26 protein-coding genes are annotated in these 25,350 nt (G+C 61.9%); 17 read left to right on the top strand and 9 right to left on the bottom strand.

Features of this window, described 5'->3' with window-relative positions; all coding sequences use genetic code 11:
• Positions 1-35: 35 nt before the first annotated feature.
• The 5 genes from BM177_RS10420 to cysE all read right to left on the bottom strand — a co-directional run bounded on the left by BM177_RS10420 (position 36) and on the right by cysE (position 5,215).
• Positions 36-968, bottom strand: a complete 933-nt coding sequence (locus BM177_RS10420) for a ribose-phosphate pyrophosphokinase (protein WP_091681947.1) — start codon at positions 966-968, stop codon at positions 36-38.
• Between the two features lie 404 nt (positions 969-1,372).
• Positions 1,373-1,672 carry a hypothetical protein gene (locus BM177_RS10415; protein WP_139223589.1) on the bottom strand — a complete coding sequence of 100 codons (300 nt, stop codon included), beginning with the start codon at positions 1,670-1,672 and terminating at the stop codon, positions 1,373-1,375.
• Positions 1,673-2,383: 711 nt separating this feature from the next.
• Positions 2,384-3,382 carry a cysteine synthase A gene (gene cysK / locus BM177_RS10410; protein WP_091681943.1) on the bottom strand — a complete coding sequence of 333 codons (999 nt, stop codon included), beginning with the start codon at positions 3,380-3,382 and terminating at the stop codon, positions 2,384-2,386.
• A 141-nt stretch (positions 3,383-3,523) separates the two neighbouring features.
• Positions 3,524-4,159: a peroxiredoxin gene (locus BM177_RS10405; RefSeq protein WP_091681941.1), complete on the bottom strand. Its 636-nt coding sequence runs from the start codon at positions 4,157-4,159 to the stop codon at positions 3,524-3,526.
• 204 nt (positions 4,160-4,363) lie between these two features.
• Positions 4,364-5,215: a serine O-acetyltransferase gene (gene cysE / locus BM177_RS10400; protein WP_091682222.1), complete on the bottom strand. Its 852-nt coding sequence runs from the start codon at positions 5,213-5,215 to the stop codon at positions 4,364-4,366.
• 316 nt (positions 5,216-5,531) lie between these two features.
• Between cysE and BM177_RS10395 the strand changes: the two genes are divergently transcribed.
• The 4 genes from BM177_RS10395 (at position 5,532) to BM177_RS19495 (ending at position 8,662) form a co-directional block, all read left to right on the top strand.
• Positions 5,532-6,302 carry a sulfite exporter TauE/SafE family protein gene (locus tag BM177_RS10395; protein ID WP_091682219.1) on the top strand — a complete coding sequence of 257 codons (771 nt, stop codon included), beginning with the start codon at positions 5,532-5,534 and terminating at the stop codon, positions 6,300-6,302.
• Positions 6,303-6,644: 342 nt separating this feature from the next.
• The gene (locus BM177_RS10390) at positions 6,645-7,634 is read left to right on the top strand and encodes an OmpA family protein (protein WP_091681939.1); all 990 of its coding nucleotides are present in this window, start codon (positions 6,645-6,647) and stop codon (positions 7,632-7,634) included.
• Between the two features lie 131 nt (positions 7,635-7,765).
• The gene (locus tag BM177_RS20020; RefSeq protein ID WP_175492565.1) at positions 7,766-7,942 is read left to right on the top strand and encodes a hypothetical protein; all 177 of its coding nucleotides are present in this window, start codon (positions 7,766-7,768) and stop codon (positions 7,940-7,942) included.
• Between the two features lie 378 nt (positions 7,943-8,320).
• Positions 8,321-8,662 carry a hypothetical protein gene (locus BM177_RS19495; RefSeq protein WP_139223588.1) on the top strand — a complete coding sequence of 114 codons (342 nt, stop codon included), beginning with the start codon at positions 8,321-8,323 and terminating at the stop codon, positions 8,660-8,662.
• A 121-nt stretch (positions 8,663-8,783) separates the two neighbouring features.
• On the opposite strand, the gene BM177_RS10380 is transcribed toward BM177_RS19495, so the two are convergent.
• Positions 8,784-9,170 (bottom strand): hypothetical protein, encoded by a 387-nt coding sequence (locus tag BM177_RS10380; protein ID WP_091681934.1) that lies wholly within the window; start codon positions 9,168-9,170, stop codon positions 8,784-8,786.
• Positions 9,171-9,228: 58 nt separating this feature from the next.
• Complete coding sequence (locus BM177_RS10375) at positions 9,229-9,465, bottom strand: hypothetical protein (RefSeq protein WP_091681931.1); 237 nt, start codon at positions 9,463-9,465, stop codon at positions 9,229-9,231.
• A gap of 85 nt (positions 9,466-9,550) precedes the next feature.
• Here BM177_RS10375 and BM177_RS10370 point away from each other — a divergent pair, with 85 nt between their 5' ends.
• Both BM177_RS10370 and BM177_RS10365 read left to right on the top strand, forming a co-directional pair.
• Positions 9,551-10,255, top strand: coding sequence for a glutathione S-transferase family protein (locus BM177_RS10370; protein WP_091681929.1), 705 nt, complete (start codon positions 9,551-9,553; stop codon positions 10,253-10,255).
• A 13-nt stretch (positions 10,256-10,268) separates the two neighbouring features.
• Positions 10,269-10,709 carry a hypothetical protein gene (locus tag BM177_RS10365; protein WP_091681927.1) on the top strand — a complete coding sequence of 147 codons (441 nt, stop codon included), beginning with the start codon at positions 10,269-10,271 and terminating at the stop codon, positions 10,707-10,709.
• A 210-nt stretch (positions 10,710-10,919) separates the two neighbouring features.
• On the opposite strand, the gene BM177_RS10360 is transcribed toward BM177_RS10365, so the two are convergent.
• Positions 10,920-11,153, bottom strand: a complete 234-nt coding sequence (locus tag BM177_RS10360; protein WP_091681924.1) for a methionyl-tRNA formyltransferase — start codon at positions 11,151-11,153, stop codon at positions 10,920-10,922.
• Between the two features lie 36 nt (positions 11,154-11,189).
• Positions 11,190-14,879: a vitamin B12-dependent ribonucleotide reductase gene (locus BM177_RS10355; protein ID WP_091681922.1), complete on the bottom strand. Its 3,690-nt coding sequence runs from the start codon at positions 14,877-14,879 to the stop codon at positions 11,190-11,192.
• Positions 14,880-15,196: 317 nt separating this feature from the next.
• Here BM177_RS10355 and BM177_RS10350 point away from each other — a divergent pair, with 317 nt between their 5' ends.
• The 11 genes from BM177_RS10350 to BM177_RS10300 all read left to right on the top strand — a co-directional run bounded on the left by BM177_RS10350 (position 15,197) and on the right by BM177_RS10300 (position 25,195).
• The gene (locus BM177_RS10350) at positions 15,197-15,598 is read left to right on the top strand and encodes an NADH:ubiquinone oxidoreductase subunit NDUFA12 (RefSeq protein WP_091681919.1); all 402 of its coding nucleotides are present in this window, start codon (positions 15,197-15,199) and stop codon (positions 15,596-15,598) included.
• A gap of 211 nt (positions 15,599-15,809) precedes the next feature.
• Positions 15,810-16,454, top strand: coding sequence for a DUF2155 domain-containing protein (locus BM177_RS10345; protein ID WP_091681917.1), 645 nt, complete (start codon positions 15,810-15,812; stop codon positions 16,452-16,454).
• Positions 16,455-16,769: 315 nt separating this feature from the next.
• Positions 16,770-18,302, top strand: coding sequence for a Do family serine endopeptidase (locus BM177_RS10340; protein ID WP_091681915.1), 1,533 nt, complete (start codon positions 16,770-16,772; stop codon positions 18,300-18,302).
• A 128-nt stretch (positions 18,303-18,430) separates the two neighbouring features.
• Entirely contained in the window at positions 18,431-19,114 is a 684-nt protein-coding gene (locus BM177_RS10335) for a response regulator transcription factor (protein ID WP_091681913.1), read from the top strand.
• Entirely contained in the window at positions 19,098-20,519 is a 1,422-nt protein-coding gene (locus BM177_RS10330; RefSeq protein WP_091681910.1) for a sensor histidine kinase, read from the top strand. Before BM177_RS10335 ends, BM177_RS10330 begins: the two co-directional genes overlap by 17 nt.
• Positions 20,520-20,547: 28 nt before the next feature.
• Complete coding sequence (locus tag BM177_RS10325) at positions 20,548-23,523, top strand: bifunctional [glutamine synthetase] adenylyltransferase/[glutamine synthetase]-adenylyl-L-tyrosine phosphorylase (protein WP_091681908.1); 2,976 nt, start codon at positions 20,548-20,550, stop codon at positions 23,521-23,523.
• Between the two features lie 101 nt (positions 23,524-23,624).
• Positions 23,625-23,891, top strand: coding sequence for a type II toxin-antitoxin system ParD family antitoxin (locus BM177_RS10320; RefSeq protein ID WP_091682217.1), 267 nt, complete (start codon positions 23,625-23,627; stop codon positions 23,889-23,891).
• Positions 23,884-24,189, top strand: coding sequence for a type II toxin-antitoxin system RelE/ParE family toxin (locus BM177_RS10315; RefSeq protein ID WP_091681906.1), 306 nt, complete (start codon positions 23,884-23,886; stop codon positions 24,187-24,189). The genes BM177_RS10320 and BM177_RS10315 overlap by 8 nt, the downstream gene beginning before the upstream one ends.
• Positions 24,186-24,410, top strand: a complete 225-nt coding sequence (locus BM177_RS20355) for a hypothetical protein (RefSeq protein WP_210185902.1) — start codon at positions 24,186-24,188, stop codon at positions 24,408-24,410. Before BM177_RS10315 ends, BM177_RS20355 begins: the two co-directional genes overlap by 4 nt.
• Before the next feature lie 162 nt (positions 24,411-24,572).
• Positions 24,573-24,857 carry a type II toxin-antitoxin system RelE/ParE family toxin gene (locus BM177_RS10305; protein WP_091681904.1) on the top strand — a complete coding sequence of 95 codons (285 nt, stop codon included), beginning with the start codon at positions 24,573-24,575 and terminating at the stop codon, positions 24,855-24,857.
• Between the two features lie 14 nt (positions 24,858-24,871).
• Positions 24,872-25,195, top strand: a complete 324-nt coding sequence (locus BM177_RS10300; protein WP_091681902.1) for a HigA family addiction module antitoxin — start codon at positions 24,872-24,874, stop codon at positions 25,193-25,195.
• Positions 25,196-25,350: the final 155 nt, after the last annotated feature.

Below are 25,350 nucleotides of genomic sequence, written 5' to 3'. Positions count from 1 at the left end.
GGAGCGTTGAGGCTCCGGTGCGTCGGCGCAAGCGGTCAGTCAAACAGACTTGAAACGCTCTCTTCCTTGGCGATGCGCGCGATCGCCTCACCGATCAGCGGCGCGATCGTGACCACGCGTATGTTTTTCGAGACGCGGATGGCTTCGGTGGACTGAATCGTGTCCGTCAGAACCAGTTCTTTGAGCTTTGATCCGGCGATGCGGGCGACCGCGCCGCCCGACAATACGCCATGGGTAATATAGGCGTAGACCTCGCGCGCGCCCTCCTGCAGAAGTGCTTCGGCGGCGTTGCACAAGGTTCCTCCGGAATCGACGATGTCATCGATGAGGATGCAGGTTTTTCCGGCGACGTCGCCGATAATATGCATCACCTCGGATTCTCCGGCGCGCTCGCGGCGTTTGTCGACGATCGCCAGCGGCGCGTCGATTCGTTTGGCCAGCGCCCGTGCGCGGACGACGCCGCCGACATCGGGAGAGACGACGATCAGATTGCCAGGGCTCAGTCGCTCCTTGATGTCGCGCACCAGAACCGGCGCCGAAAACAGATTGTCCGTCGGGATATCGAAAAAGCCCTGAATCTGTCCTGCGTGAAGATCAACGGTGAGCACACGGTCGGCGCCGGCGCGCGTGATCAGGTTCGCGACGAGCTTGGCCGAAATCGGCGTGCGGGGACCTGGTTTGCGATCCTGACGCGCGTAGCCGAAATAAGGGAGCACCGCAGTGATTCTCCTCGCCGACGCCCTCCGCAGCGCATCGGTCATGATGAGAATTTCCATAAGGTGGTCATTTGCAGGATAAGAGGTGGATTGGACAATGAACGTGTCCTGGCCGCGCACGTTTTCGAGAATTTCGACAAAGATCTCCATATCGGCGAATCGACGCACCTGACATTTGGTCAAGGGAATGCTGAGATACGCCGCGATCGCTTCCGTCAGCGCGCGATTGGAATTGCCGGCCAGAATTTTCATGGTGTGCGACCCCTGTGACGCTCTCGAACGGCCATCGGGGTCGTATCGGGCGGCGGCGTAAATTGATCAGAGAAGGATTGACGTCAGACGCAGGCGCGTCTGAGTCATCCCTTTGGAAGTGAATGCGTATTCTCGGCGTAAGACCAAGGTCAAGCATAATCGCAGGAGCGCGCCCGCCGAGGAGCCAAGACGTGTTTTGGTCTGGCTTGCGGTTCGATTCGCTCCGAAGATCGGGGAGCGGCGGCGGCCGAGCCCAAAGAAAAGGGCTTTACGAAAGATCGTAAAGCCCGATCGCAAATCAACAATCCGTCAGCGCGTATCGATTGAGCCTATTATTCAGTCATCAAGCGCGCATCTTGATCTTCGTCGCCCAAAAGCGGCCCGTCGATTTCGATTTCAGTTGATTACGATTTCAGATGCATGGACCGCAATCCAGCCTGAAAACCGGGGGCCCAAACGCCGCGGGACCGCTGCATGAAAGGACGCAGTTTAGTCGAAAGCAACCCGACCGCATAGCCTATCTGCAAACTAAAGAGCAGCACGCCAATTTCGAGGAGCGGATACGTCAGCGAATGAACGGCTGGAACAGGCCTAGATAGAAGCAGTACGACAAGGATGCCGCACACCGGCACGAGAACCAGAACCTTGAGATATCTTCCGAGAACCATCCCGAGAAGGACTCCTCCAACGACCAGAATACCCATTTGATGCCTCCCGAACTTTCTTTATCTTGTCTTGCTTTTCTTTTTTTTTGACTGCGATTTTGCATAGATTTCGTCGTATTTTAAAAACAAGTAAAGCCTCATTTTTGGACACGACTATTATCGAAGGCTTTGCTTTCTTCGCAGAAGCGAGATCTTGCTGCGTCGCCAAAAAGGAAGTTGGACGTTAGTCAAGCGTTGGATGCTAATCCGAGTCTTTCAGACCCAGCCTAAGCAGTAAAGTAGAACTGTTGTTTGGATGTTGGCAAGATGAAATATGCGCGCACCTGTTGCAAAAAGCGCTCACCGTAGAGGAAAGATGCGCTTTGCATTGCGGTGGCTGCGTCGCAATATAAACATGCGCGTTGCGTGATAAGTCTACGCGCGCCAACAAATCGGACATTGAAATGAAATAGCCTCGCCCCGGGAGGACAGACGAGTACGTCCTGAATTTCTGGACGCTTATTCTAGAGCATATTCCGATCGGATTGAATCAATCCAATCGACAAGAATATGCTCAAGCTTTTGATTCTGAAGCGATTTCTGATCGATCGCATGACTTCATGCGATCGGAAAGCGCTCTATCGGGCGATGGCTGATTCTATCGGGCGTTGGCTGAACTTGCCGGCCTGAGCGAGGCGTCGCGCCTTATTGGCGCGACAGGGCTCAATCGGTCCCATGACAATCCATGGGCCCCACAATCAGGCGATCAACTCATTTGACGTCGTCGAACAAGGCGGTGGATAGATAACGCTCGGCGAAGGACGGAATAATCAGGACGATGTTCTTGCCTTCCGACTCGGGTCTTGATCCGATCTCCACCGCGGCCGCGATCGCCGCGCCAGAGGAGATGCCGACGGGAATGCCTTCGAGGCGGGCCGCAAGCCGCGCCGTATCGAACGAGGTCTGATTTCCGACTGTCACGACTTCGTCGATGAGGGAGCGGTCCAGGATGGCGGGAACAAATCCGGCGCCGATTCCCTGGATCTTGTGGGGTCCGGGGGCGCCCCCGGAAAGAACCGGCGAATCCTCAGGTTCCACGGCGACAATTTTCAGGCCGGGCCGGCGCGGCTTCAGAACTTGCGCGACGCCTGTGATCGTTCCTCCCGTGCCGACGCCTGACACGAAAACGTCGATCTGCCCCTCGGTGTCATTCCAGATTTCTTCGGCCGTCGTCAGCCGATGGATCTCCGGATTGGCCGGATTCTCGAATTGCCGGGGAATCACGGCGCCTGGCGTCGCCTCCGCGAGTTCCTGAGCTTTGGCGATGGCGCCCTTCATGCCCTGGGGGGCGGGGGTGAGCACGAGTTCCGCGCCGAGCAGAGCCAGCATTTTACGACGCTCGATCGACATCGATTCCGGCATGACGAGAATGAGCTTATAGCCCCGCGCGGCCGCGACAAAGGCGAGGGCGATGCCGGTGTTTCCGGACGTCGGCTCGATGAGGGTCGATTCTCCCGGTTTGATCTTGCCGGCGGCTTCCATCACCGTAATCATGTGAACGCCGATCCGATCCTTCACGCTCGAAATCGGATTGAAGAATTCGAGCTTGGCCAGAAGGTTCGCCTTGACGCCCTTCGCTTTTTCGATCTTGCGCAAGCGGACCAGGGGCGTGTTGCCGATGGTTTCGGTGATCGAATCGTAAATGCGTCCACGCCCCGGCGCCGTCGATTTATTGTTTATCTCTGCCAGACTCGCAGCGTTTTGCGCCATGAAAAGTGTGCTCCATTTGATAGCCTCGCGGAAGACGCAGGCTGAAGGACGGAAAGACCGCGAGACCGAAATCTTCGCGCGCGTAAATTCAATGCGGCATTGGTCCGGCTCCTCCGGCGAACCGGGCGTTAACCCGGGACGTCAGCCTTTAGGCTGAGGAACAATCCGAAGGTAGGGGCGCAGGGCCTTCCATCCCTCCGGGTATTTCTTCCTGGCGTCCTCGTCAGAGACAGCCGGAACGATAATCACGTCTTCACCGTGCTTCCAGTTGACCGGCGTGGCGACCTGATGCTTCGAGGTCAGCTGCAAGGAATCAATCACCCGCAGGATTTCATCGAAATTGCGTCCCGTGCTGGCGGGATAGGTCAGCGTCAGTTTGATCTTCTTGTCGGGGCCGATGACGAACACGGAACGCACCGTCAGCGTGTCGCTCGCGTTCGGGTGGATCATCCCGTAAAGGTCGGCGACTTTGCGGTCCGGGTCCGCGATCAGCGGAAAGTTGAGCGCATGGCCCTGGGTTTCCTTGATGTCGTCCGCCCATTTCTCATGACTCGCCAGGGGGTCGACGCTGATCCCGATCACCTTGACATTGCGCTTGTCGAATTCCGGCTTCAGCTTCGCCGTATATCCGAGTTCCGTCGTGCATACGGGCGTGAAATTCTTGGGATGCGAAAACAGGACGATCCACGAACCGGCGGCCCAGTCGTGGAACCTGATGCGCCCTTCTGTCGTATCCGCCTCGAAATCCGGCGCGATATCGCCAAGTTGCAGTGCCATGAGTGAACTCCCCTTCGCGCCGGACTTTGTGTCCCGCTTTTTAGTGTCCCGCCTTTAGACGCCGCAGACTTCACCCTCGGGCAAGGACCGAACCGATAAAGCCTACGCTTTCTGTCAACAAACGAATAGCGCTTTTTGCCTCCTGCCGGATAGCCAAGGAAAACCTCGTCAATCCGAGGGCGTCAGGCTCCAATCGCGTCGCCGTCAGATCGTGTAATTGAACGAATCGTACACGAGCTGGCTCAAAATCTGGTTCATGTTGCGCGAGGGCTCGGCGCATCCCGTCGTGCCCACTGCGCGGGCCGGAACGCCCGCCATCGTTGTGTTCGGCGGCACCGGGTTCAGGACGACGGATCCGGCCGCGATGAGCGAGCAGGAGCCGATCTCGATATTGCCGAGAATTTTGGCTCCCGCGCCGATCATGACGCCGCGTCGCACCTTTGGATGCCTGTCGCCGCGTTCCTTGCCCGTGCCGCCCAATGTCACGTCCTGAAGGATCGAAACATCGTCGTCGATCGTTGCGGTCGCGCCGACGACAAGGCCGGTCGCATGATCGAGGAAGATTCCCTTGCCGAAGCGGGCCGCCGGATTGATGTCCGTTTGAAACACTTCGGACGAGCGGCTTTGCAGATAAAGCGCGAGATCGTTGCGGCCGCTGACCCAGAGCCAATGCGCCAGCCGGTGCGTCTGGATGGCGTGAAAGCCTTTGAAAAAAAGCAAGGGCTCGATCAAGCGTTCGCACGCCGGATCGCGCTCGATCACCGCGGCGATATCCGCCTGAAACGCCGGGGCGATGGACGCGTCGCCGGCGAGCGCCTCTGCAAAGAGGTCCGCGATGAGATGCGCGGGAACAGTTTCGTTGCCGAGCCGCGCCGCCACGCGGTGGGCGACGGCGTCCTCGAACGATGAACGGTTCAGGACGGAATTCACGAACAAGGCGGCCAGCGCGCGGTCATTGACGAACGCGGCCTCGGCTTCCTGTTGCAGCCGCTCCCAAAGAATGCCGGACAGTTGAGTTTCGGCTTTCGTGACGCCGATCGGCGCAATGTCTGTCATGATTGTCATATGCGCGATCACCTCAAGATTGTCATTTGCGCGATCACCTGAAGCGCGACACCTCGAGCCGCCGGCTCCGTGGCCTGGCTGCGCCGGAGCGGGGCCTTCGTAAATCTTCCACCATAAGATAAGCCGCCGGCCTCGCTACGCTAGCATTTTGTCCGAAAACCGACGCCAGATGATCGCCGAGCGGGATTTCGTTCGACGGCAGCAAACATCGTACCGGCTTACAATTGTTGACTGAAGCCGATTTAGCTTTTAGCCCCCTATGAAAACCGATCAAACCCGCTGAAAGAAGGTCACAGTGGATTGGAGCCTGATCAATCCCCTGTACTCCGTTTCCGGTTTTTTTGTCGGAGCGCTCGTCGGCGCTACGGGAGTAGGCGGCGGGTCGATCATGACCCCTCTTCTCGTGCTCCTTTTTGGAATTGCGCCGGGAACGGCTGTCGGAACCGATCTTCTTTATGCGGCGCTGACAAAAGCCAGCGGCGCGCTGGTCCATGGATGGAATGGAACCATCGAATGGCGGGTGGTGCGCCGGCTTGCGGCGGGCAGCGCTCCGGCCACGGTGCTCACTTTGCTCGCCCTCAATTATCTCGGGGCGAGCCCGCACGGCGCGAACGGCGTCATCACAACCTCGCTTGGCGTCGCCCTTCTCCTGACGGCGACGATGCTGGTGTTCCGCAAGCGGCTGCTCTCGCATCTGAGCGTCAGGATGCAAGGCCTGAGCGACGGGAGACGGCGGCTTTTGACCAATCTGCTGGGCGTGTTTCTCGGCGTGCTCGTCTCGATTTCATCGGTCGGGGCCGGGGCCATCGGCGTCACTATACTGGTTCTGCTTTATCCTGATTTGCGGACCGCCAAGATCGTCGGGTCGGATATTGCGCACGCCGTACCGCTGACGCTGATCGCCGGCGTCGGCCATTGGTTTCTCGGGTCGATCGACTGGAACCTTCTTGTTTCGCTCCTCCTTGGCTCGTTGCCGGGGATCATGATCGGAAGCCAGCTCGCGGCCTATTTGCCGGATCGCATCTTGCGGCCCTTGCTCGCCGGCACGCTCGCCGTCGTCGGCGCCAAGCTAATCTGAGGGCGGCCTGCTTTTGTTGCGCTCCTCGGGTGGCTTCCGGCGGCGAATAGCTTCGCGTGGGAGACGAAGGCTGCTTGACGAAAAAAGCTCGGCCATATATTCGAAGATTACTTGGGCGGCTGCTGGTCTGAGAAGGTTTTATCGGTTTTTTCTGACTTCGCGTCCGCATTCCTCCGAAAACCTATCCCGCGCTCTATTTTCGGATTTATCCCCGCCGACCACCTCTGCAAGCAAACAGGAAACGTACGTGTCCGCATTGCTTAGCTTGCAAGGGGAAGCAAATCCGTAAAATCCTCAGGATGAGGTCAACCCGGCCGCCGGGCCCGTTTCTGGAGTAAAGTCATGGCGCTTTTCGACAATCTGATCGCTGACATCGGGTCGAGGTTCAACCTGGGCTCCAAGGCGGAGTCTTTATTGCGGGAACTGCTTCGCTTCATTTCGGACGACCCGAATGGCGTCGCCGGATATCTCGACAAATTCAAAGCCGCCGGTTTTGGCGATCAAATCGCGTCCTGGCTCGGCCGAGGCGCGGGACCGGCCCTGTCGTCCTCGGAAGTGGAAGAGGCTCTCGGGCTCAGCGCGATTTCCGCGATCGGACGAAAACTCAGCCTCGGAACGGATCTGGTGGGCGATGCGATCGGCTATGTGACGCCGAAACTGGTTGGGCTGCTCACGCCGGGCGGCGCGATTCCGACGCGGCTTCCCGCCTCCGTCGCCGGGTTTCTTGGCGGCGCCGAGCACAAGATCGCCCAGGTCCACGCTTCGCCGCACCCCGTCGGCCAGAAGTCGTTCGACTGGGTTTTTCCTCTCGCCCTGATCCTCGGTCTGACTGGTCTCGCCTATTTCTTCCATCAGCCCAAGGAGCCCGCGGCCGTGACCGAAGCGGCCAAGGAAACCCCCGCTGAGCCGGCGCCGGCGCCCGCGCCGGTCGAGACGGCCGACCCCGCGGCCCACGAGATCGCGGCGGCGTTGACCGCGCTCAAGCCAGGGTTCAGCGGATCGGAGCTGGTGGCGATCCTCAATAAATACAGGATCAATTTCGCCACGGGCAGCGCCGAAATTCCGGAAGGCAGCAAGCCGCTGCTCCTGCAGGCCGCGGGCCTGATCAAACAATTGCCCGCCTCGTCGCATGTACAGATCGACGGTTTCACGGATTCCACCGGCGACCCGGCGGCGAACGTTGTTCTTTCCCAGCATCGGGCCGACGCCGTGCGCGACCTGCTGATCGGCGCGGGGGTCAAGGATAAAATTCTGACCGCCAAGGGGCACGGCAACGCCGAAGACAAGGGCAGCAACCGCCACGACCGCCGGATCGAATTTTCGGTGCAATAAGGTCCGGGGCCAAGGACTCAGTGGGCTGAGGAAGCAGGCGGAAACGCGTCCTCGGCCTTTTTGAATTCGCCCTAATCCATGCGGGCGGATTGTAGTGACGTCAATCATAAGAAAACATAAAGGGACGGCGCGTGAACAGGAGAAATCACCACAACGGCGCGTCAAGGCCGCAGGCTCAACCCGACTGGCGGCGCATCCATCATTCGCCGTTGTTCTGGTTCGGCGCGGTCCTGTTCCTGGCCGCGATCGGGATCTACGTCTGGTCCGACGATCTTTCGTGGCGCCCGCGCATCCAGCAGCAGCGCTGAACGCCCGGCGCCCCTTCGCGTCGCGCCATTTCCTGACGATCGCTGGCGTCTTTTCGAAAGGCCTCCCGACAGGCTTTCCGGGAGGTCCGCCGCGGCGTGGCAGAGCACTTTCCGATCGCGTGACGTCATGCGGTCGGAATCTGCTCAAGACGCAAGCATCGGCGTCGCCGGATTGATGGCGGGCGACGCCAGCCACGGAGAGCAAGCTTGAAGAGCAAGCTTTCTGGAAACGCGGATATTTAAGACATTCATAAAGCCGTCTTCAAGACTTTCCCCTCTTGAACGGCAAATCTCGCGATCTCGAAAAGCCAGGGCGGCCGGCGTTCCCCAGATTATGGACCGGGCCGATGGCGTTCACCCAGATCGCGGAGAATCCCGATGCGCAGATCGATCCTTCATTTGGCCGCAAATTCTCCGGCCGCAAATTCTCCGGCCGCAAGTCTTCCAGCGGCAAGTCTTCCAGCGGCAAGTTTTCCGCTGAGGCGTCTCGCGCTGGCCGCCGCCATATTCGCCGCACTGGCGCCGCCCGACGCCTTTGCAAGCAACCGCCGCGCAGATAGCGTGAACCCTATGCGCGGCCTTTACGAACACAGGTCGGTCAGCGTCGAGGAGCCACGGCTTCATCGCGCCGCTGTCGTGGACCCCTCCGGCACGCTTGGCCGTCAGGGTCTTGGCGAGAATCCGTTCTATCCTGAAGGTCCAGGCAATTTCCAAGACTAGACTAAGCTTTCCAGGACTGTTCAGAGCCAACCTCGATTCGCCGGGCCGGACTCAAGACTTCCCTCCCGAAGCCGGGCGTTCGCATCGTGGCCCCTGCGAGCGCCCGGCGCCCTCGCTCTCGTCAGGCCTGGCGGTCGAGGAACAGCGCGCGGTGGGTCGTCCCGAGTGCTCCCGGCAGGCCGAACATGTAGACAAGGCCGATGGCGAGATCGCCGAGCCCGAGGGGGACGGCGATCAGGCCGAGATCTCCGAACAGGCCGGCGGGGACGAGCAGAAGCGCGGCGGCGTAACGCAGCAAGGCCTCAAAATAGACAAAAGACGCGCGGCGCGGCAGATCCCGCGACGAAAGGATCAGCGCGGCGCTGGTATAGGCCAGAAATCCGCCGACCAGCCAGCCCCAGAGCGGCGACGGAATGTTGAGGCCAAGGGCCCGATAGAGCGACGGGAAAGCCAGGACGAGCGCGAGCCCGGCATTATACGCCCCGGTCCAGAACACAAACCTCGCCATCGAACCCGCCTTTCTGACCCGCGCGGCGATCGCAGGGCGCGCCGCGCGCTACCTGTGATCAGCGCTTTTTCGGCGCGACGATCGAGCGGCAGGCGGGGCTGAGATAATCCTTGTACGCGACGAGGCAGGCGTGGATCTTGTCCTGATCTGGAATGTAGGGCCCGCAAAGCCGCATGGCGTCGCCCTGACAATCGGCTTTCTCGACCGCAAAACTCAGACCCTGCGCCCGGAGCGGCGCCGCCGTCGCCATGACGACCAGAGCCGCGGCGGCGGCCATCATTCTTCTGTTCCGCATATTTATGTCCCGCTATAGTGTGGCGAAGCTAAAGTTCTGTTGCAAGTCGTACGCTTCGTCAAGCCGTTCGGAGATCAGGAAACATATGATCGTTCTTTACACGTACGGCCCCTTTTTCGGCCTGCCCGAAGGCAGCCCGTTCGCCACCAAGGCGATGTTGCTGCTGAAAATGGCCGGCATCGAATTCAAGGAAAATCGCGACGGCCTCATGACGGCGCCGAAGGGCAAGCTGCCCTACATCGCCGATGAAGGCGAACTCATCGCCGATTCGACGTTCATCCGGTTCCACATCGAATCGAAATACGGCTTCGATTTCGACGCGGGCCTCACCGACGAGCAAAAGGCGGTCGGCTGGGCGCTCGAGCGCATGTGCGAAGAGCATCTCTATTGGCTGATGGTCGCCGATCGCTGGCTCGACGATTCCAATTACGAAAATGGCCCGGCCCGCTTCTTCGACAGCACGCCTTTCCCGCTGAAGACCCTGCTCAAGACCGTGGTCCGCCGCAAGATCAGGCGCGACGCCAAAGGGCAGGGCCTCTACCGCCATTCCGAGGCGGAGCGCGCCGAACTTGCAAAGCGCGACCTCGCCGCCGCCGCCGCGCTCCTTGGCGACAAACCCTACCTCTTCGGCGATTCCCCGCACGGCGCCGACGCGACTCTGGGCGCCTTCCTCATCGGCGCGCTTTGCCCTGAGTTCAACAGCGTCTGCCGCACGGCCGCCGAAGGCCATCCCGATCTCGTCGCCTACCGCGACCGCATTCTGGCGGCCTATTTTCCACAGGCGGATTGAACGGAACGACGCCATGGCGCGGACACGGGGCCCCGGCCTGATCGCGGCGAGCGCTCTGGCGTTGTGCGCCGCCGCCGCCCTGACGCCGGCGAAGGCCGATGTGGAATGGACCTGGAATTATGTCAACGTAGACGCCAACATCACGGCGTCCGGAACGCTCGCCACAAAGGACGAAGCGGGCGGCGCCTACCAGATCATCGCCATCAAGGGCGACTGGAACGGCGCGCCGATCAACGGGCTGGAGCCGGTGAAATCCTGCTGCTCGCCGCCGGGGTGGAACGACAATCTGTTGAGGGCCGGCGCGCCGAAGCTCGACAAGGCCGGATTGGCTTTCAGCGTGAGCGGCGGCGCGAGGATCAACCTCTTTTTCAAGGACGGCCATTACGCCTATGAGATCGAGCGCGGCCCGGAGGTTTTCGGCGGCGCGTTCACGGCGGGGCAGGTCGGACGGTGAGGGCGTGTGGCGTTGTAGGGCGCTGTTGCGCGGAAAAAGACATTCAGCGCATGGCGGCAGAAAAGCGCGTCCCGGCTTTGAACTCAAGGATCACGGACCGCCTGCGGCGGCGGCCCCTTGGGCCGTCCTTGACTTCAAAGATGAGACGCGCTCGGGTCGGCCGTGCGATGAATGGGGTGGTGTGGCCGGGGGCGGGCCAAATAACGTAAATTATTTGAAGTGAAACGTGTCATTTAGAATATCGAAAAGCAACCGACCCCCTTTTTTATCAAGCTGGAAAGTTTGGCTTTTCTTTCCGGGTATTTTTCTTTCTGGCCGGCCATAGCTATCGATTTGAATAAATTTTTGTCCATCGTGTTCGAAAACTGAATATGTACTTTCAATTTCTTCATGGATTGAATTTCTGCTCATTGTTATTTGTTCGAATTTGGAAAGCAAGGCCATGCCTGAATACTCCGGTAGGTTTGCGGATTTCTCCCCTCAACTACACCCCGTCGTCGCCCCGCAGGCATCGCACTTCAGGCACGTTCCATTCCGCACCAAAGTAAAATTTCCGCATTCGCCGCAGGCTTCGCCGGTGTAGCCTTTCATCCGCGCGAGGCTGCGCTTTTCGGCGATGGCGGCGCGCTCGTTCGGCGTCGTCCATTCTAACCCGCCAAGTTCCGCCTCGACGTCCTGTTCGAGATCGTTCTTCAACGCCGTCGCCGCCTGCTGGCCAGATTGTACGCCCGCTTGAACTCCTCCTTGCACCAGCATCAGCTTGTCGGCCTTGGAGCGCACGAAGCCGCGCGAGACGAATTTCTCGCTTGATCCCTGCGCGCCTTGCGCGACGCCTTGGGGCTGGCGGCCTTGAGTCTCGCCCTTGCCGAGAACGTCGTGGCCGATGTCGCTGGGATCGATGTGGGCGAGGTCGTTGCGGCCCAGATACGAGATCGCCAGCTCACGGAACATGTAGTCGAGGATCGAGGTGGCGTTCTTGATCGCGTCATTGCCCTGCACGAAGCCGGCCGGCTCGAACCGCGTGAAGGTGAAGGCGTCGACATATTCCTCGAGCGGTACGCCATATTGCAGGCCGACGGAGATGGCGATGGCGAAATTGTTCATCAGCGAGCGGAAGGCGGCGCCTTCCTTGTGCATGTCGATGAAGATCTCGCCGAGGCGCCCATCCACGTATTCACCTGTGCGCAGATAGACCTTGTGGCCGCCGACGACGGCCTTCTGGGTGTAGCCCTTGCGCCGGTCGGGCAGCTTCTCGCGCTCGCGGCGGCGTTCGATCCGTTCGATCACGCGCTCGACGATTTTTTCGGCGACGGCGCTGGCCCGCGCCGGGGCGTTGGAGGCGATCAGCGCCTCGACCGCGTCGTCCGCTTCGTCCTCGTCGTCCTCGATCAACTGGCTGTTCAGCGGCTGCGAGAGTTTCGAGCCGTCGCGGTAGAGCGCGTTGGCCTTGAGCCCGAGCCGCCACGACAACATGTAGGCTTCCTTGCAATCCTCCGTCGTCGCCTCATTCGGCATGTTGATGGTCTTCGAGATCGCGCCCGAGATGAACGGCTGCGCCGCCGCCATCATGCGGATGTGGCTCTCGACGGAGAGATAGCGCTTGCCGGTGCGCCCGCACGGGCTCGCGCAATCGTACACGGCGTAATGCGCGGGCTTCAGGTGAGGCGCGCCCTCGACCGTCATGGCGCCGCAGACATGGAGATTCGCGGCGTCGATTTCCGCGCGGGAAAATCCAAGGAAGCTCAGCAGGTCGAATTTCGGATCGTCGATTTCTGCGGCCGGAACCTTCAGGCTCTGGGTCAGGAATTCGGCGCCGAGCGTCCATCTGTTGAAGACGAATTTGATGTCGAAGGCGCCCGCGAGGGTCGCCTCAAGTTCGGTCAGCTTCGCCTCGGAGAAGCCGCGCGCCTTGAGGCTGGCGTGGTTGATGTGGGGCGCCTCGCGCAGCGAGGCGTGGCCGACGGCGTAGGCGATGATGTCGTTGGCCTCGGCCGGGGCGTAGCCGAGCGCGCGAAGGCCCTCCGGCACGGCGCGGTTGATGATCTTGAAATAGCCGCCGCCCGCGAGCTTCTTGAACTTGACGAGGGCGAAGTCCGGTTCGATGCCGGTCGTGTCGCAATCCATGACGAGGCCGATCGTGCCGGTCGGCGCGACGACGCTGACCTGCGCGTTGCGGTAGCCGTGCGCCTCGCCGAGCGCGACGGCGCGCTCCCAGGCGGCGCGGGCGCGCTCGCCAAGGCGCTTGTCGGTCAGCGACGCATGATCGAGCGGGACGGGGGCGGTGGCGAGCGCTTCGTAGCCGAAGGCCTCGCCCTGAGCCGCCCGGCGATGGTTGCGCATCACCCGCAGCATCGCGTCGGCATTGTCGTGATAGCCCTCGAAGGCGCCGAGTTCGCCCGCCATTTCGGCCGAGGCGGCGTAGGCCGCGCCGGTCATGATGGCCGAAAGCGCGCCGCAGATCGCGCGGCCTTCATCGCTGTCGTAGGGAATGCCCGACGACATCAGAAGGCCGCCGATGTTGGCGTAGCCGAGGCCGAGGGTGCGGTAGTCGTAGGAAAGGCGGGCGATCTCCTTGGCCGGAAACTGCGCCATCATCACCGAGATTTCGAGCACGATCGTCCACAGCCGGACCGCGTGTTCATAGGACTCGACCTCGAACGCGCCGGTTGAGGGATCGCGGAACTGGAGCAGGTTGAGCGAAGCCAGATTGCAGGCCGTGTCGTCGAGGAACATGTATTCGGAACAGGGGTTCGACGCGACGATCGGCCCGGCGGCGGGGCAGGTGTGCCAGTCGTTGATGGATGTGTGGTATTGGAGGCCAGGATCGGCGGAGGCCCAGGCGGCGTGGCCGATCTTGTCCCACAGGTCGCGGGCCTTCATGACTTTTTGGGCCTTGCCGTCGAGGCGGCGCGTCAAGGTCCAATCGCCGTCTTCCTGGACCGCGCGCAGAAAGGCGTCGGTGACGCGCACGGTGTTGTTCGAGTTCTGGCCCGAGACGGTGAGGTAGGCTTCTGAATCCCAGTCGGTGGTGAAGGTGGCGAAATCGATGTCGGTGCGGCCCTGCCGCGCGAGCTGGATCGTCTTCTTGATCGCCGAATCGGGGGCGAAGGCGCGACGCGCCAGCTTGATTTCCTTTTTGAGGGCGGGATTTTTTTCAGGGTTGAAGCAATCGTCCCCCATGCCCTCGCAATTGACGCAGGCGCGCAAAATCGCCTTGAGGGCCTTCTTCAGGACCTTGGAGCCGGTGACGAGGGCGGCGACCTTGTGCTCCTCCTTGACCTTCCATTCGATGAATTCCTCGATGTCGGGATGATCGGCGTCGACGACGACCATCTTCGCCGCGCGCCGGGTGGTGCCGCCCGATTTGATGGCTCCGGCGGCGCGGTCGCCGATCTTGAGGAAGGACATGAGGCCGGAGGATTTGCCGCCGCCGGAGAGTTTTTCGTTCTCGCCGCGCAGCTTCGAGAAATTCGAGCCGGTGCCGGAGCCGTATTTGAACAGGCGCGCCTCGCGCACCCAGAGGTCCATGATGCCGCCCTCGTTGACGAGATCGTCGGCGACGGACTGGATGAAACAGGCGTGCGGCTGCGGATGCTCGTAGGCCGATTTCGATTTGACGAGCTTTCGCGTCTCGTGATCGACGTAATAATGGCCCTGGCTCGGGCCGTTGACGCCATAGGCCCAATGCAGCCCGGTGTTGAACCATTGCGGCGAATTGGGCGCCGCCATCTGCCGCGCCAGCATGAAGCGCAGTTCGTCGTAAAAGGCGGCGGCGTCGGATTCCGTGTCGAAATATTTGCCCTTCCAGCCCCAATAGGTCCACGCCCCCGCGAGCCGGTCGAAGACCTGCCTCGCCGACGTCTCGGAGAGCGAGCGCTCCCCCTTGGGCAGAAGCGCGAGGGCGGCCTCGTCGGGCTCGGAGCGCCACAGGAACGAGGGGACCGCATTTTCCTCGACCCGCTTCAGGACGGCGGGAACTCCGGCCTTGCGGAAATATTTCTGCGCCAGCACGTCGGCCGCGACCTGGCTCCAGGCGGCCGGAACCTCGACGCCGTCGAGCGAAAACACCACCGAGCCGTCCGGATTGCGGATCTCGCTTTTGGTCAGGCGAAATTCGATCTCGGCGTAAGGGGACTGATCGGCTTTGGTGTAGCGGCGTTGGATGCGCATCGGTATCCCCTCATATAGTCGTTCCGATCAAGCGATCGTACAAGATGTTGAGAGAAATTGGTAACAAAACTATTGACGGCGGGGAAGGGTTCATGGCTCCGATTGACCTCTCGCCGCCTCCAATCCTGTGAATTGCCGATAATCTGGGGAAAACCAGCAAAGCATGGAGATTTGGATTGATCCTGGCGCATTTCAAACGCAGGGCGAAGCCAGGACCGGTCCGGTCTGGACAGAGCGGCCTCGCCCCGTCATAACCGGACCAAAGCGGCGCGATCTCGAGCAAGGCCGTCCCGAAACAGCCGAAGGCAAGTCAGCCCATGAAATGGCTTTACGAGATTTTCACCTGGTGGAACGGTCAGACGCTGAACACGAGGGTCTATACGGCGCTGTTTGGCAAATTCGTAGGGACCGATGAATTTGGCGGCCGCTATTATCGCGGCAGGAAAATCGATCCGGCGCTGGGCTTCGAGCGCCGCTGGGTGATCTATTCCGGGCAGAGCGAGGGGTCGCTGACGCCGCCCGGCTGGTACGGGTGGCTGCACCATACGGTTGACGTTCCGCCGACCGAGGAAACATACGCCGCGCGGGACTGGCAATTGCCCTATATCCCGAATCTGACCGGGACCCCGGAAGCCTGGCGCCCGCCGGGCTCGACCCTTCGCGCCAACGCGCGGCCGCGCGCGACGGGCGATTACGACGCCTGGACGCCGGAAGGCTAGAGCGCATATTTGATCAACATCTCGATACGACTTGCGTCTCGGTCAGCGACTCGGTCAAAGGAAATCTCTTGGATCTGATGCTCGCCTTGGCTTCCGCTCACGCCGCTAGGCGGCGCCAGCCGTTCATTGCGGCGCGGGGGCGCGCGTGAGGATCGCGGGTCGCTTCGTCCTCCCGCGACGGGCGCTTGTTCGTTGCGCGCTGTCCGGCCTTATGCTGGCGTCAGCGCCGCTCGCGAAAGCCGACAAGATCAAGCATCCGATCGCCGTCTTCACCGGCCTCGACAAGATCACCGGCCGGATCATCGCGTTCGAGGTCGCGACCGACGAAACCGTCCAGTTCGGTTCGTTGCAGATCACCCAGCGCGCGTGCCTGACGCGTCCCGCCACCGAAGCTCCACAAACGACGACCTTTGTCGAGGTGGATGAGGTCGACGCCAAGAACGAATACAAGCGCATCTTTTCGGGATGGATGTACGCCGCGAGTCCGGGCCTCCACGCCATCGAGCATCCCGTCTATGATATCTGGCTGACCGACTGCCAAGGCGGCGGCGAAGCCGTCGTCTCTCCGCCCGAGCCGGCGGCGGCGGATACGCCCGCGGCGCCTCTGGAAAACGCCCAGTCGCCGGACGGCGCCGGTTCTCCGGAAGACGCCGCCAAGACCCAGGCCGAGGAAGCCAAGGCGAAAGCGGCCGCGGATAGGGCGAGGCGCATCGCCGCAAAGAAGGCCGCCGCCGAGAAGGCGCGCCGTATGGCGCCTCCAAACGAAATCCCCGGCGGAGAGCCGCCGCGCGGGGCGCCGGCCCCGAGCCCGTTTCCGCCAATGCCGTGGGATCGGCCGGGCAACGGCGGTCGCTAGAGCGAAATTCTGGCTGCTCATGCAGCCACAATTCCGCCCCGCAGGGTATTTTTGATAGCGACGCTTCGCGGCCCCGACTGATCATTTGTCAAACCCATATTTTCCCCGGCGGCTGCAGGACTGATTCTGGAGGCGCCTCACTGACCAAACGCGCCGAATGTCCAGGTTCACCGGATCGTTCAAGCTTACTGAACTTTCATAGTGCCGAAATGGCGGCGTAAGGAGCGCTCGCCCATATACATTGTCAGGAACGCGGCGCGGGCGGCGTTTTTGAGTTTTGATTCGCAATGCTTTGCAAATGGAGAGACACTGAAAATGGCTAGTTCCTCGTACTCTCGCCCTGACGCCCACGGCGCGCCCCGGAAGCCCCGGAAGCCCCGGGCGCTGCGCGCTGCCCTGCTCGGCGCGGTCGCCACGATCGCCCTCACCGGCGCGGCCATGACTGAATTTGTTCCCACCAGCCCCGCGATGGCCGATACGGCCGCGCCCTCGGTTGGCCCGGCGACGTTCGCGGATGTCGTTGACCGCGTCCGCGGAGCCGTCGTCTCCGTCAAGGTAAAGGTCACCGAGACCGCCGACGCCGACGAAGACGGCGGCATGCCGCAGTTCGCGCCCGGCGATCCGCTCGAAAAGTTCTTCAAGCGCTTTGGCGAAAACGGCCCGCGCGGCGGCGCGCCGCATGGCAAGCCGCATACGGGTCAAGCTCAGGGCTCGGGATTCATCATCACCGAGGACGGCTATGTCGTGACCAACAATCACGTCGTCGAGAACGCCACCGACGTCACCGTGACGATGGACGACGGCAAGACCGTATTGCCGGCCAGCGTGATCGGAACCGACAAGAAGACCGACCTTGCGCTTCTCAAGATCAAGACCGGGGGTCCGTACCAGCATGTCAAATTCTCGACCGTCGTGCCTCGCGTCGGCGATTGGGTGTTCGCGGTCGGCAACCCGTTCGGCCTTGGCGGCACCGTGACGGCCGGAATCGTCTCGGCCCGCGGCCGCGATATCGGCGCCGGTCCCTATGACGATTTCCTTCAGATCGACGCGCCTGTGAACCGGGGCAATTCGGGCGGCCCGACCTTCAATGCGCAGGGCGACGTCGTCGGCGTGAACACCGCCATCTTCTCGCCTTCGGGTGGAAGCGTCGGCATTGGCTTCGCCATTCCGTCCGAGAGCGCGCAGACTGTCGTTGCGTCGCTGAAGGACAAGGGTTCGGTCGCTCGCGGCTGGATCGGCGTTCAGATTCAGCCGGTCACGACGGAAGTCGCCGACAGCCTCGGCCTGAAGGCGGCAAAAGGCGCGCTCGTCGCCGATGCGCAGGCGAATTCGCCCGCGGCCGAGGCCGGCCTGAAATCCGGCGACGTCATTCTTGGCATCGACGGCGAACGGATCGACGGCCCGCGCGAATTGGCCCGCAAGGTCGCGGCGCTCGGACCCGGCAAGAAGGCGGATCTGATCTATTGGCACAACGGATCGGAAAAAACCGTTCCGATCAAACTCGGCTCGCTGCCGGACGAAAAGGCGAGCCCCGCTAAGGCGGCGGTCAGCGAGGATTCGAGCTTCAAGGGTCTTGGCCTTTCTCTCGCGCCCGCATCCTCGATGCAGGGCGCAGGCGGTGAAGGCGTCGTCGTCGCCGACATCGACCCGGACGGAGCCGCGGCGCAGAAAGGCGTTCGCGTCGGCGATGTGATCGTCGAGGCGGGCGGAAAAAGCGTCAGCCGTCCGGCCGACGTGAGCGCGGTTTTGGCCGAAGCTAAAAAGGAAGGTCGCAAGGCCGTGCTCCTCAGAGTCAAGGGCAGCGAAGGCACGCGATTTGTCGCCATCGCGCTCACTCCGGCTTCCTAGGCCTCTCGCCCAGAGGTTGAGCGATCTGGCGCCGTGATTCCCCCGTCGCGCGCCGGATCCGGGATGCGACAGGCCGGGAGTTCTCTCCCGGCCTGCTGTTTTTGTCAGAGATCAGCTATATGTCGTCTATGCGAATCCTTATTGTGGAAGATGACGCCGAGGCCGCCAATTATCTGGCGAAGGCGTTCCGCGAGGCGGGTCATGTCGCCGATATCGTCGGCGATGGGCTTGAGGGTTATGCGCGCGCCCGGGACGAAACCTACGACGTGCTCGTCGTCGATCGTATGCTGCCGAAGCTGGACGGATTGTCGCTGATCGGCAGTCTGAGGGCGCAGAAAGTCGAAACTCCGACGTTGATCCTGTCGGCGCTGGGGCAGGTCGATGACCGGGTCAAGGGGCTGCGCGCTGGCGGCGACGATTATCTTCCAAAGCCCTACGCGTTTTCCGAGCTTCTCGCCCGCGTCGAGGTTCTGGCGCGACGCAAGCAGCCGGGATCCAGCGAGGAGACGACCTATCGCGTCAATGGTCTCGAACTGGATCGCCTGGCGCACAAGCTGACCCGCGACGGCAAGGAAATTCTGTTGCAGCCGCGCGAGTTCAGGCTGCTCGAATATCTGATGAAACACGCCGGGCAGGTGGTCACACGGACCATGCTCCTCGAAAATGTCTGGGATTACCATTTCGATCCGCAGACCAACGTGATCGACGTTCATATTTCAAGACTGCGGAGCAAGATCGACAAAGGGTTCGATCCGCCGCTTCTGCAGACCATTCGCGGCGCGGGGTATATGATCCGTGATACCTCTGGGTAAACTGTTCCGCACGACAGTCTTCAAGGTCTCGCTCGCCTATCTGGCGATTTCCGCCATCGGCGCCGGCCTCGTTCTCGGCAGCGTCGGCGGCAATATCAAGATCTTGATCGACGAACAGATCGCGCAGACGATCGACGCCGATATTTCAGGACTTTACGAACAATTCGCCCAGGGCGGCATGAGCCGCCTTCTCGTCAGCATCGAAAAGCGAAGCCGGCGGCCAGGCGCGCAGCTTTATCTTGTGACCAACCCCGAGGAAGAGCCCATCGCCGGCAACGTCACCGGCTTGCCCGTCGGCGTCATGAGCCGCACCGGGATCACCGAGACGATCTATCAGCCGACCGACGGGTCGACCGAGCGGCACTGGGCGCTCGCCCGCATTTTTCCCCTCCCGGGCGGATACCGTCTTCTCGTGGGCCATGACCTTCAGGAAGGCGAGACCCTTCGCAAAATCCTTGGCGGCGCCCTGCTGACGTCGCTGTTCTGGCTGGTGGTGATCGGAACCCTCGGCGGGCTCTGGGTGTCCCGCAGGGTTCTCAATCGCGTGGACGCCATCAACGCCAACGCCCGCACGATCGTCGCCGGCGATCTGTCCGGTCGGCTGCCGCTGGCTGGAACCGGCGACGAACTCGATCGGCTGGTGCAAAATCTCAACGCCATGCTGGAGCGGATCTCCGAGTTGATGGCGGGCCTCAAAGAGGTTTCCGACAATATCGCGCATGACCTCAAGACGCCGCTGACCCGGCTTCGCGTCGCCGCTGAACAGGCGCTCCGGCTCGGCAAGACTCCGGAAGACTACCGGTCGGCGCTCGAAAAGGTGCTCGACGAATCCGACAGGCTGATCCAGATCTTCGACGCGCTTCTGAAAATCGCGCGCGCGGAAGCCGGAGCCGGACGCGAAGGCATGGTCGATTTCAACGCATCGGCGGTGACTCTCGATGTTGGCGAACTCTACGAACCGCTGGCCGAGGAAAAGGGAATCGTGCTGAGAACGACCTCGGAGCCGAATCTCTGCCTGCGCGGCAGCCGGGAACTGGTCGGCCAGGCTGTCGCCAATCTTGTCGACAACGCGTTGAAATATGGCGCGGTCGACAATGTGGCGGACCGGACCGTCTATCTCCAAGCGGCGCGCCGTTGTGGAAACGTCGAAATCAGCGTTGCGGACAGGGGCCCCGGCATTGCGGAAAAGGATCGCACGCGGGTGCTCGATCGCTTTGTCCGACTGGAGAACGCCCGTTCGCGGCCCGGTTCGGGCCTTGGCCTGTCTCTGGTCGCCGCGGTGGCGCGCCTTCATAACGGAACGGTCCGGATCGAGGACAACAATCCGGGTCTGCGCGTCGTCCTCTCGATCCCCTTGGCCTCGATGCCGATGCCCGCGCCGGCGCCTCTGGCTCTGGCCGGGTAGCGCTGTCTGATTTCAAGCGCCGCTCCGGGTGCGGCCGAACGGGAAAGGCCTTCAAACGCAAGCGGTTCAGCGCAAATCTGACGGGGATCTTCCCCTCTGGCGGCGTCTTCGGGCCGCGCCCCGCCTCGCCGACGCCTCAAGGGCGCGGGAGCTGCTGGACGCGTTCCTTTCGACGGCTTCGGCGCAGCCCCTTCGCGAATTGACGGCCGAACCAGGCGTTCGCGCGCTTCTAGAGGCGCTCGCCGATCATTCGCCGTTCCTGTGGCGCCTCGCCCAGGCGGACCCGGCCCGGCTTGCGCGTTGTCTCACGAATGCGCCGTGGAAATCGCTTGCGGCTTGCCTTGGAGCCCTCGCCACTGTCTGCGCCGGCGCCGGAAATGAGGCGGAACTCATGCGCGCCCTGCGGCTTGGCAAGCAAGAGACCGCGCTCCTGATCGCCCTTGCCGATCTTGGCGCGGCGTTTAACGTTGTCGAGGCGACGCGGGCCTTGTCCCTCGCCGCGGACGCCTTTATCGCCGCGGCGCTCCGATTCCTGCTGAGGGAGGCGCATGGCGCGGGTTCGCTCAAGCTGCCGGATCCAGAGCAGCCGGAAACCGGCTGCGGCCTCGCCATTCTCGCTTTGGGCAAACTTGGAGGCGACGAACTCAACTATTCGAGCGATGTTGATCTGTCGGTCTTTTTCGACCCAGAGTGCGCCGCTCTGACGGAGGCTGCCGAGCCGTATCAGCTTTACGTCCGCATGACGAAACGCCTGGCGCGCCTGCTGCAGGAGCATACGGGCGACGGCTACGTTTTGCGGGTCGATCTGCGGCTGCGCCCTGATCCCGGCTCGACCTCGGTCGCCGTCGCGCTGCCGGCGGCCTACAATTACTATGAACTCGTCGGGCAGAACTGGGAGCGGGCCGCCATGATCAAGGCGCGCCCCTGCGCCGGGGACAAGGCGCTGGGGGCGAAGTTTCTCGAAGCGCTCGCGCCTTTCATCTGGCGCAAATATTTCGACTACGCGGCCATCGCCGATATTCACGCGATGAAACGGCAGATTCACGCTGTTCGGGGACACGGCGAGATCAGCGTCGAAGGACACGACGTGAAGCTCGGCCGCGGCGGCATTCGGGAGATCGAATTCTTCGTTCAGACGCAACAACTGATCTTCGGCGGCAAAAGGCCGGGTCTTCGCGGCTCGCGCACCCTCGACATGCTGACCGAACTCGGGCGCGAACGCTGGGTGACGCCAGAGGCGGTTCGCGACCTTCGCGCCGCCTATCTCTTCTTGCGAGAAATCGAACACCGTTTGCAAATGATCGGCGACGAACAGACGCAGCGGCTGCCCGCCGACGCCGAGGGCGTGCGCCGGTTCGCCCGTTTTTGCGGCTATGCGCGCGAAAAGCGCTTCCGCGAGGAGTTCCTGCGCCATCTGAGGCTGGTCTCAGAGCATTACGCACGGCTGTTCGAACATGCACCCTCGCTCGACGCGGCGGTCGGCAGTCTCGTTTTCACCGGAGCGGACGACGATCCCGAAACGCTCGAAACGCTGACGCGGCTTGGCTTCAAGACTCCGCGGCTCGCGGTCGAGACCATCCGGGGCTGGCACTTCGGCCGGCGTCCGGCGGTGCGGACACCCCGTGCGCGCGAAGTGCTGACAGATCTCGTGCCCGACCTCCTGCAGGCGTTCAGCGGTTCGGGCGACCCCGACACCGCTCTCGCCGGATTTGACGCCGCGCTTGCGCGGATGCCCGCGGCGGTTGAATTGTTTTCGAAGCTGAAAGCCAATCCCGGCATTCGCGAATTGTTCTCCGATATTCTTGGCGGGGCGCCCCGGCTCGCCCGGATGGTGACCCGTCATCCGCATGTGCTCGATATCGCGATGGACCCGAATGTTCTCGCCGCTTCGATGGACGAGACCGCATTCAGCGAACGCGCCGGACGGCTCTTGCATTATTCCGTCACGACCGAGGAATTTCTCGACGCCGTGCGCGATTTCGCGCAGGAGGAGCTGTTTCCGATCGGCCTCCGGTTGCTGTCGGGCGCGATCGACCCGCAACATGCGGCGCGCGCCTATTCCGCGCTCGCCGAAAGTATCGTCGCGGCGTGCCTCGCCTTCGTCGAGACGTCGTTCGCCGCCGACCATGGCCGCCCGCCGCGTGGCCGGGCCATTGTGCTCGCGCTCGGCAAGCTTGGGTCGCGCGAAATGACGGCGGCGTCCGATCTCGATCTCATTTTGATCTACGATTTTGATCCAGGCCGTCCCGAATCGGATGGACAGCGGCCCTTGCACGCCGCGCAATATTACACCCGCATCGCCCAGCGGCTGATCGCGGCGTTGACCGCCCCGACGCGGCGCGGCGCGTTGTACGAGGTGGATATGCGCCTTCGCCCCTCGGGCCGCCAGGGCCCGGTGGCGACGCAATTCGCCAGCTTCGTCGAATATCAGACCACCGGCGCCGAAATCTGGGAGCACATGGCCCTGACCCGCGCGCGCGTCATCGCGGGCGATGAGAAGCTCGCCGGGGAGGTCGAACGCGCGATCCGCGCCGTCCTCACCCGCCCGCGCGACGACACGCTGCGGCGGGAAGTTTACAAAATGCGAAGCCTCGTCGCCAGCGCAAAAGGCGACGGCGGTTTCTGGGACCTGAAGCTTGCGGCGGGAGGGCTGCTCGATATCGAATTCCTGGCGCAATACCTCCTCCTGCGCCATGCGCGCGAGGCGCCTGAACTTATCGGCGTGTCGACCTTCGCCACGCTCGAAACGGCGGGCCGGCTGGGGCTTCTGGCGCCCGAGGACTCAAGCGTCTTGCTGGGCGCTCATCGCCTGCTGACCAATGTCACCCAGATGCTGCGGCTGACCCTAGATCCGGGCGCCGATCCCAGAGAAGCGAGCGAAGCGGTCCAGCGTCGTCTCGTCCGCGCCGCTGAGCTGCCGAGCATGAGCGCTCTTGAGGCCGCGCTGGGCGACGCGCGGGGAAGGGTGCGCGGAGTGTTTAATGGGGTGTTGCATAAACCCTGACACGACTTTTGTGCGCTGAAGTTCAATTCGCAAGTTTACAATAAGAAAATTTGTGATTTTTTCCTATTTTGGTAGAATGGAAAGAAACTGGAGGCGCCGCTGTGGCGACAATGACCGTATCCTTGCCCGATCCCATGAAAGACTGGATCGAAGCTCAGATCAGGCGCGGCGATTACGCCAGCGTCAGCGACTATGTCCGCGATCTTGTTCGGCGTGACCGTGACCGCCGCGAACAGGAACTCACTCTGGACGAGTTGCGGAAGAAGCTGGCCGCTTCAAGAGCGAGCGGCGTGAGCAGCCGCACCGTCGATGAAATTTTCGCCGAGGCGCAGGAAATCGCCAAGGAGCGCGGCCTGACGCATGAGTGAATACCGGCTCACGCAAGACGCCGATGACGATCTTCTGAAGTTGTTCCTATACGGGTTCGAGACATTCGGTTTGGCGCAGGCCGAAGCGTACCGCCAAGACATGACACGGTGTTTTCAGCTTCTCGCCGACAATCCGCGCCTTGGCCGCAAGGCCGACGAGTTCGCCCCCGGGGCACGGCGCCATGAGCACGCGAACCACGTTATTTTCTACGATGAACAGCGGGACGGAGTGCTGATTATCGGCATCGTTCATGAGCGCAGCTTACGTAGATTAGGGGGCGCTAAGACCGATAGATGAGAAGCCGCTGTACCGGCGAGGGCCGGGAACGCGCCAGAGCGCGGGGCGTGAAGATGGGGCGCGAGCCGAAACTCACTCCCCACCAGCAGTGCGAAGCGGTCCAGCGTCGTCTCGTCCGCGCCGCTGAACTGCCAAGCATGAGCGCGCTTGAGGGCGCGCTCGGCGACGCGCGGGGAAGGGTGCGCGAGGTTTTTAATGGGGTGTTGTGTCGTCGTGACTAGCATGTCGCCGCTGTGTTTCCTCGCCCAAATCCGAGGCAGGATTTTGCAATCTCATCCGCGTCGCCGCCTTAGTCGTGTGGAGCGGCCGGATTAACATAAAGCCTTCCAATGATTTTACTTTTACTATTGACGTAAACCATAAAGATTCCCTATCCTGATTGCATGATCCTAGGATATCGTGACAAACGAACCGAAGCTTTTGCAAGTGGCGAATTTGTCCGGGAATTTCAGGGTTTCGACCGGCAAGCCTACAAGCGTCTCGAAATTCTGGACGCTGCGACGGGCCTTGAGGATTTGCGGGCTTTGCCGAGCAACCGCCTCGAAGGGCTGAAGGGCGACCGGGCAGGGCAATACAGCATCCGGATCAACATGCAGTGGCGGATTTGCTTCGATTGGCCAAAGGACGCAACCGGGCCGTCGAACGTCGAAATTGCGGACTACCATTGAAAGGAATTTGAGCCATGCCGCGCCCTGCCATCCACCCGGGAGAAATCCTCGTTGACGAGCTCACCGAGCTTGGCGTCACGCCGACCGAGCTTTCCCGTCAGATCAACGTCCCGCCCAATCGCGTGACGCAGATCATCCATGGACGCCGCGGCGTCACCGGCGACACTGCCCTTCGTCTCGGGCATTGGTTCGGCACGAGCGCCCAATTCTGGCTGAACCTGCAAAGCGCCTATGACATCCGCGTCGCTGAAGAAAAGGCGGGGCAGGAAATCGCGCAGCTTCCGACCCGGCCCGCAGGTCCAAATGGGGATCATCCCAAGCAGCCGACGCTGCTTTAATAGTCGGTCGGGGAGGGGCGACAACCAGATGATGGTGGAGCGCTTCCACGATCTTGCGCGGGGTATAAGCGTAGCTGTTGCTCCGCTGTGAACGTCTTGTAGGATTGAAAACTACGGATCCGCTGCAGCCCGTCTGAGCGAGTCGGATTCTGAGA

The organism is Methylocapsa palsarum (assembly GCF_900114285.1).
Lineage (GTDB): Bacteria > Pseudomonadota > Alphaproteobacteria > Rhizobiales > Beijerinckiaceae > Methylocapsa > Methylocapsa palsarum.
This window is presented reverse-complemented; position numbering and strand designations above follow the sequence as displayed.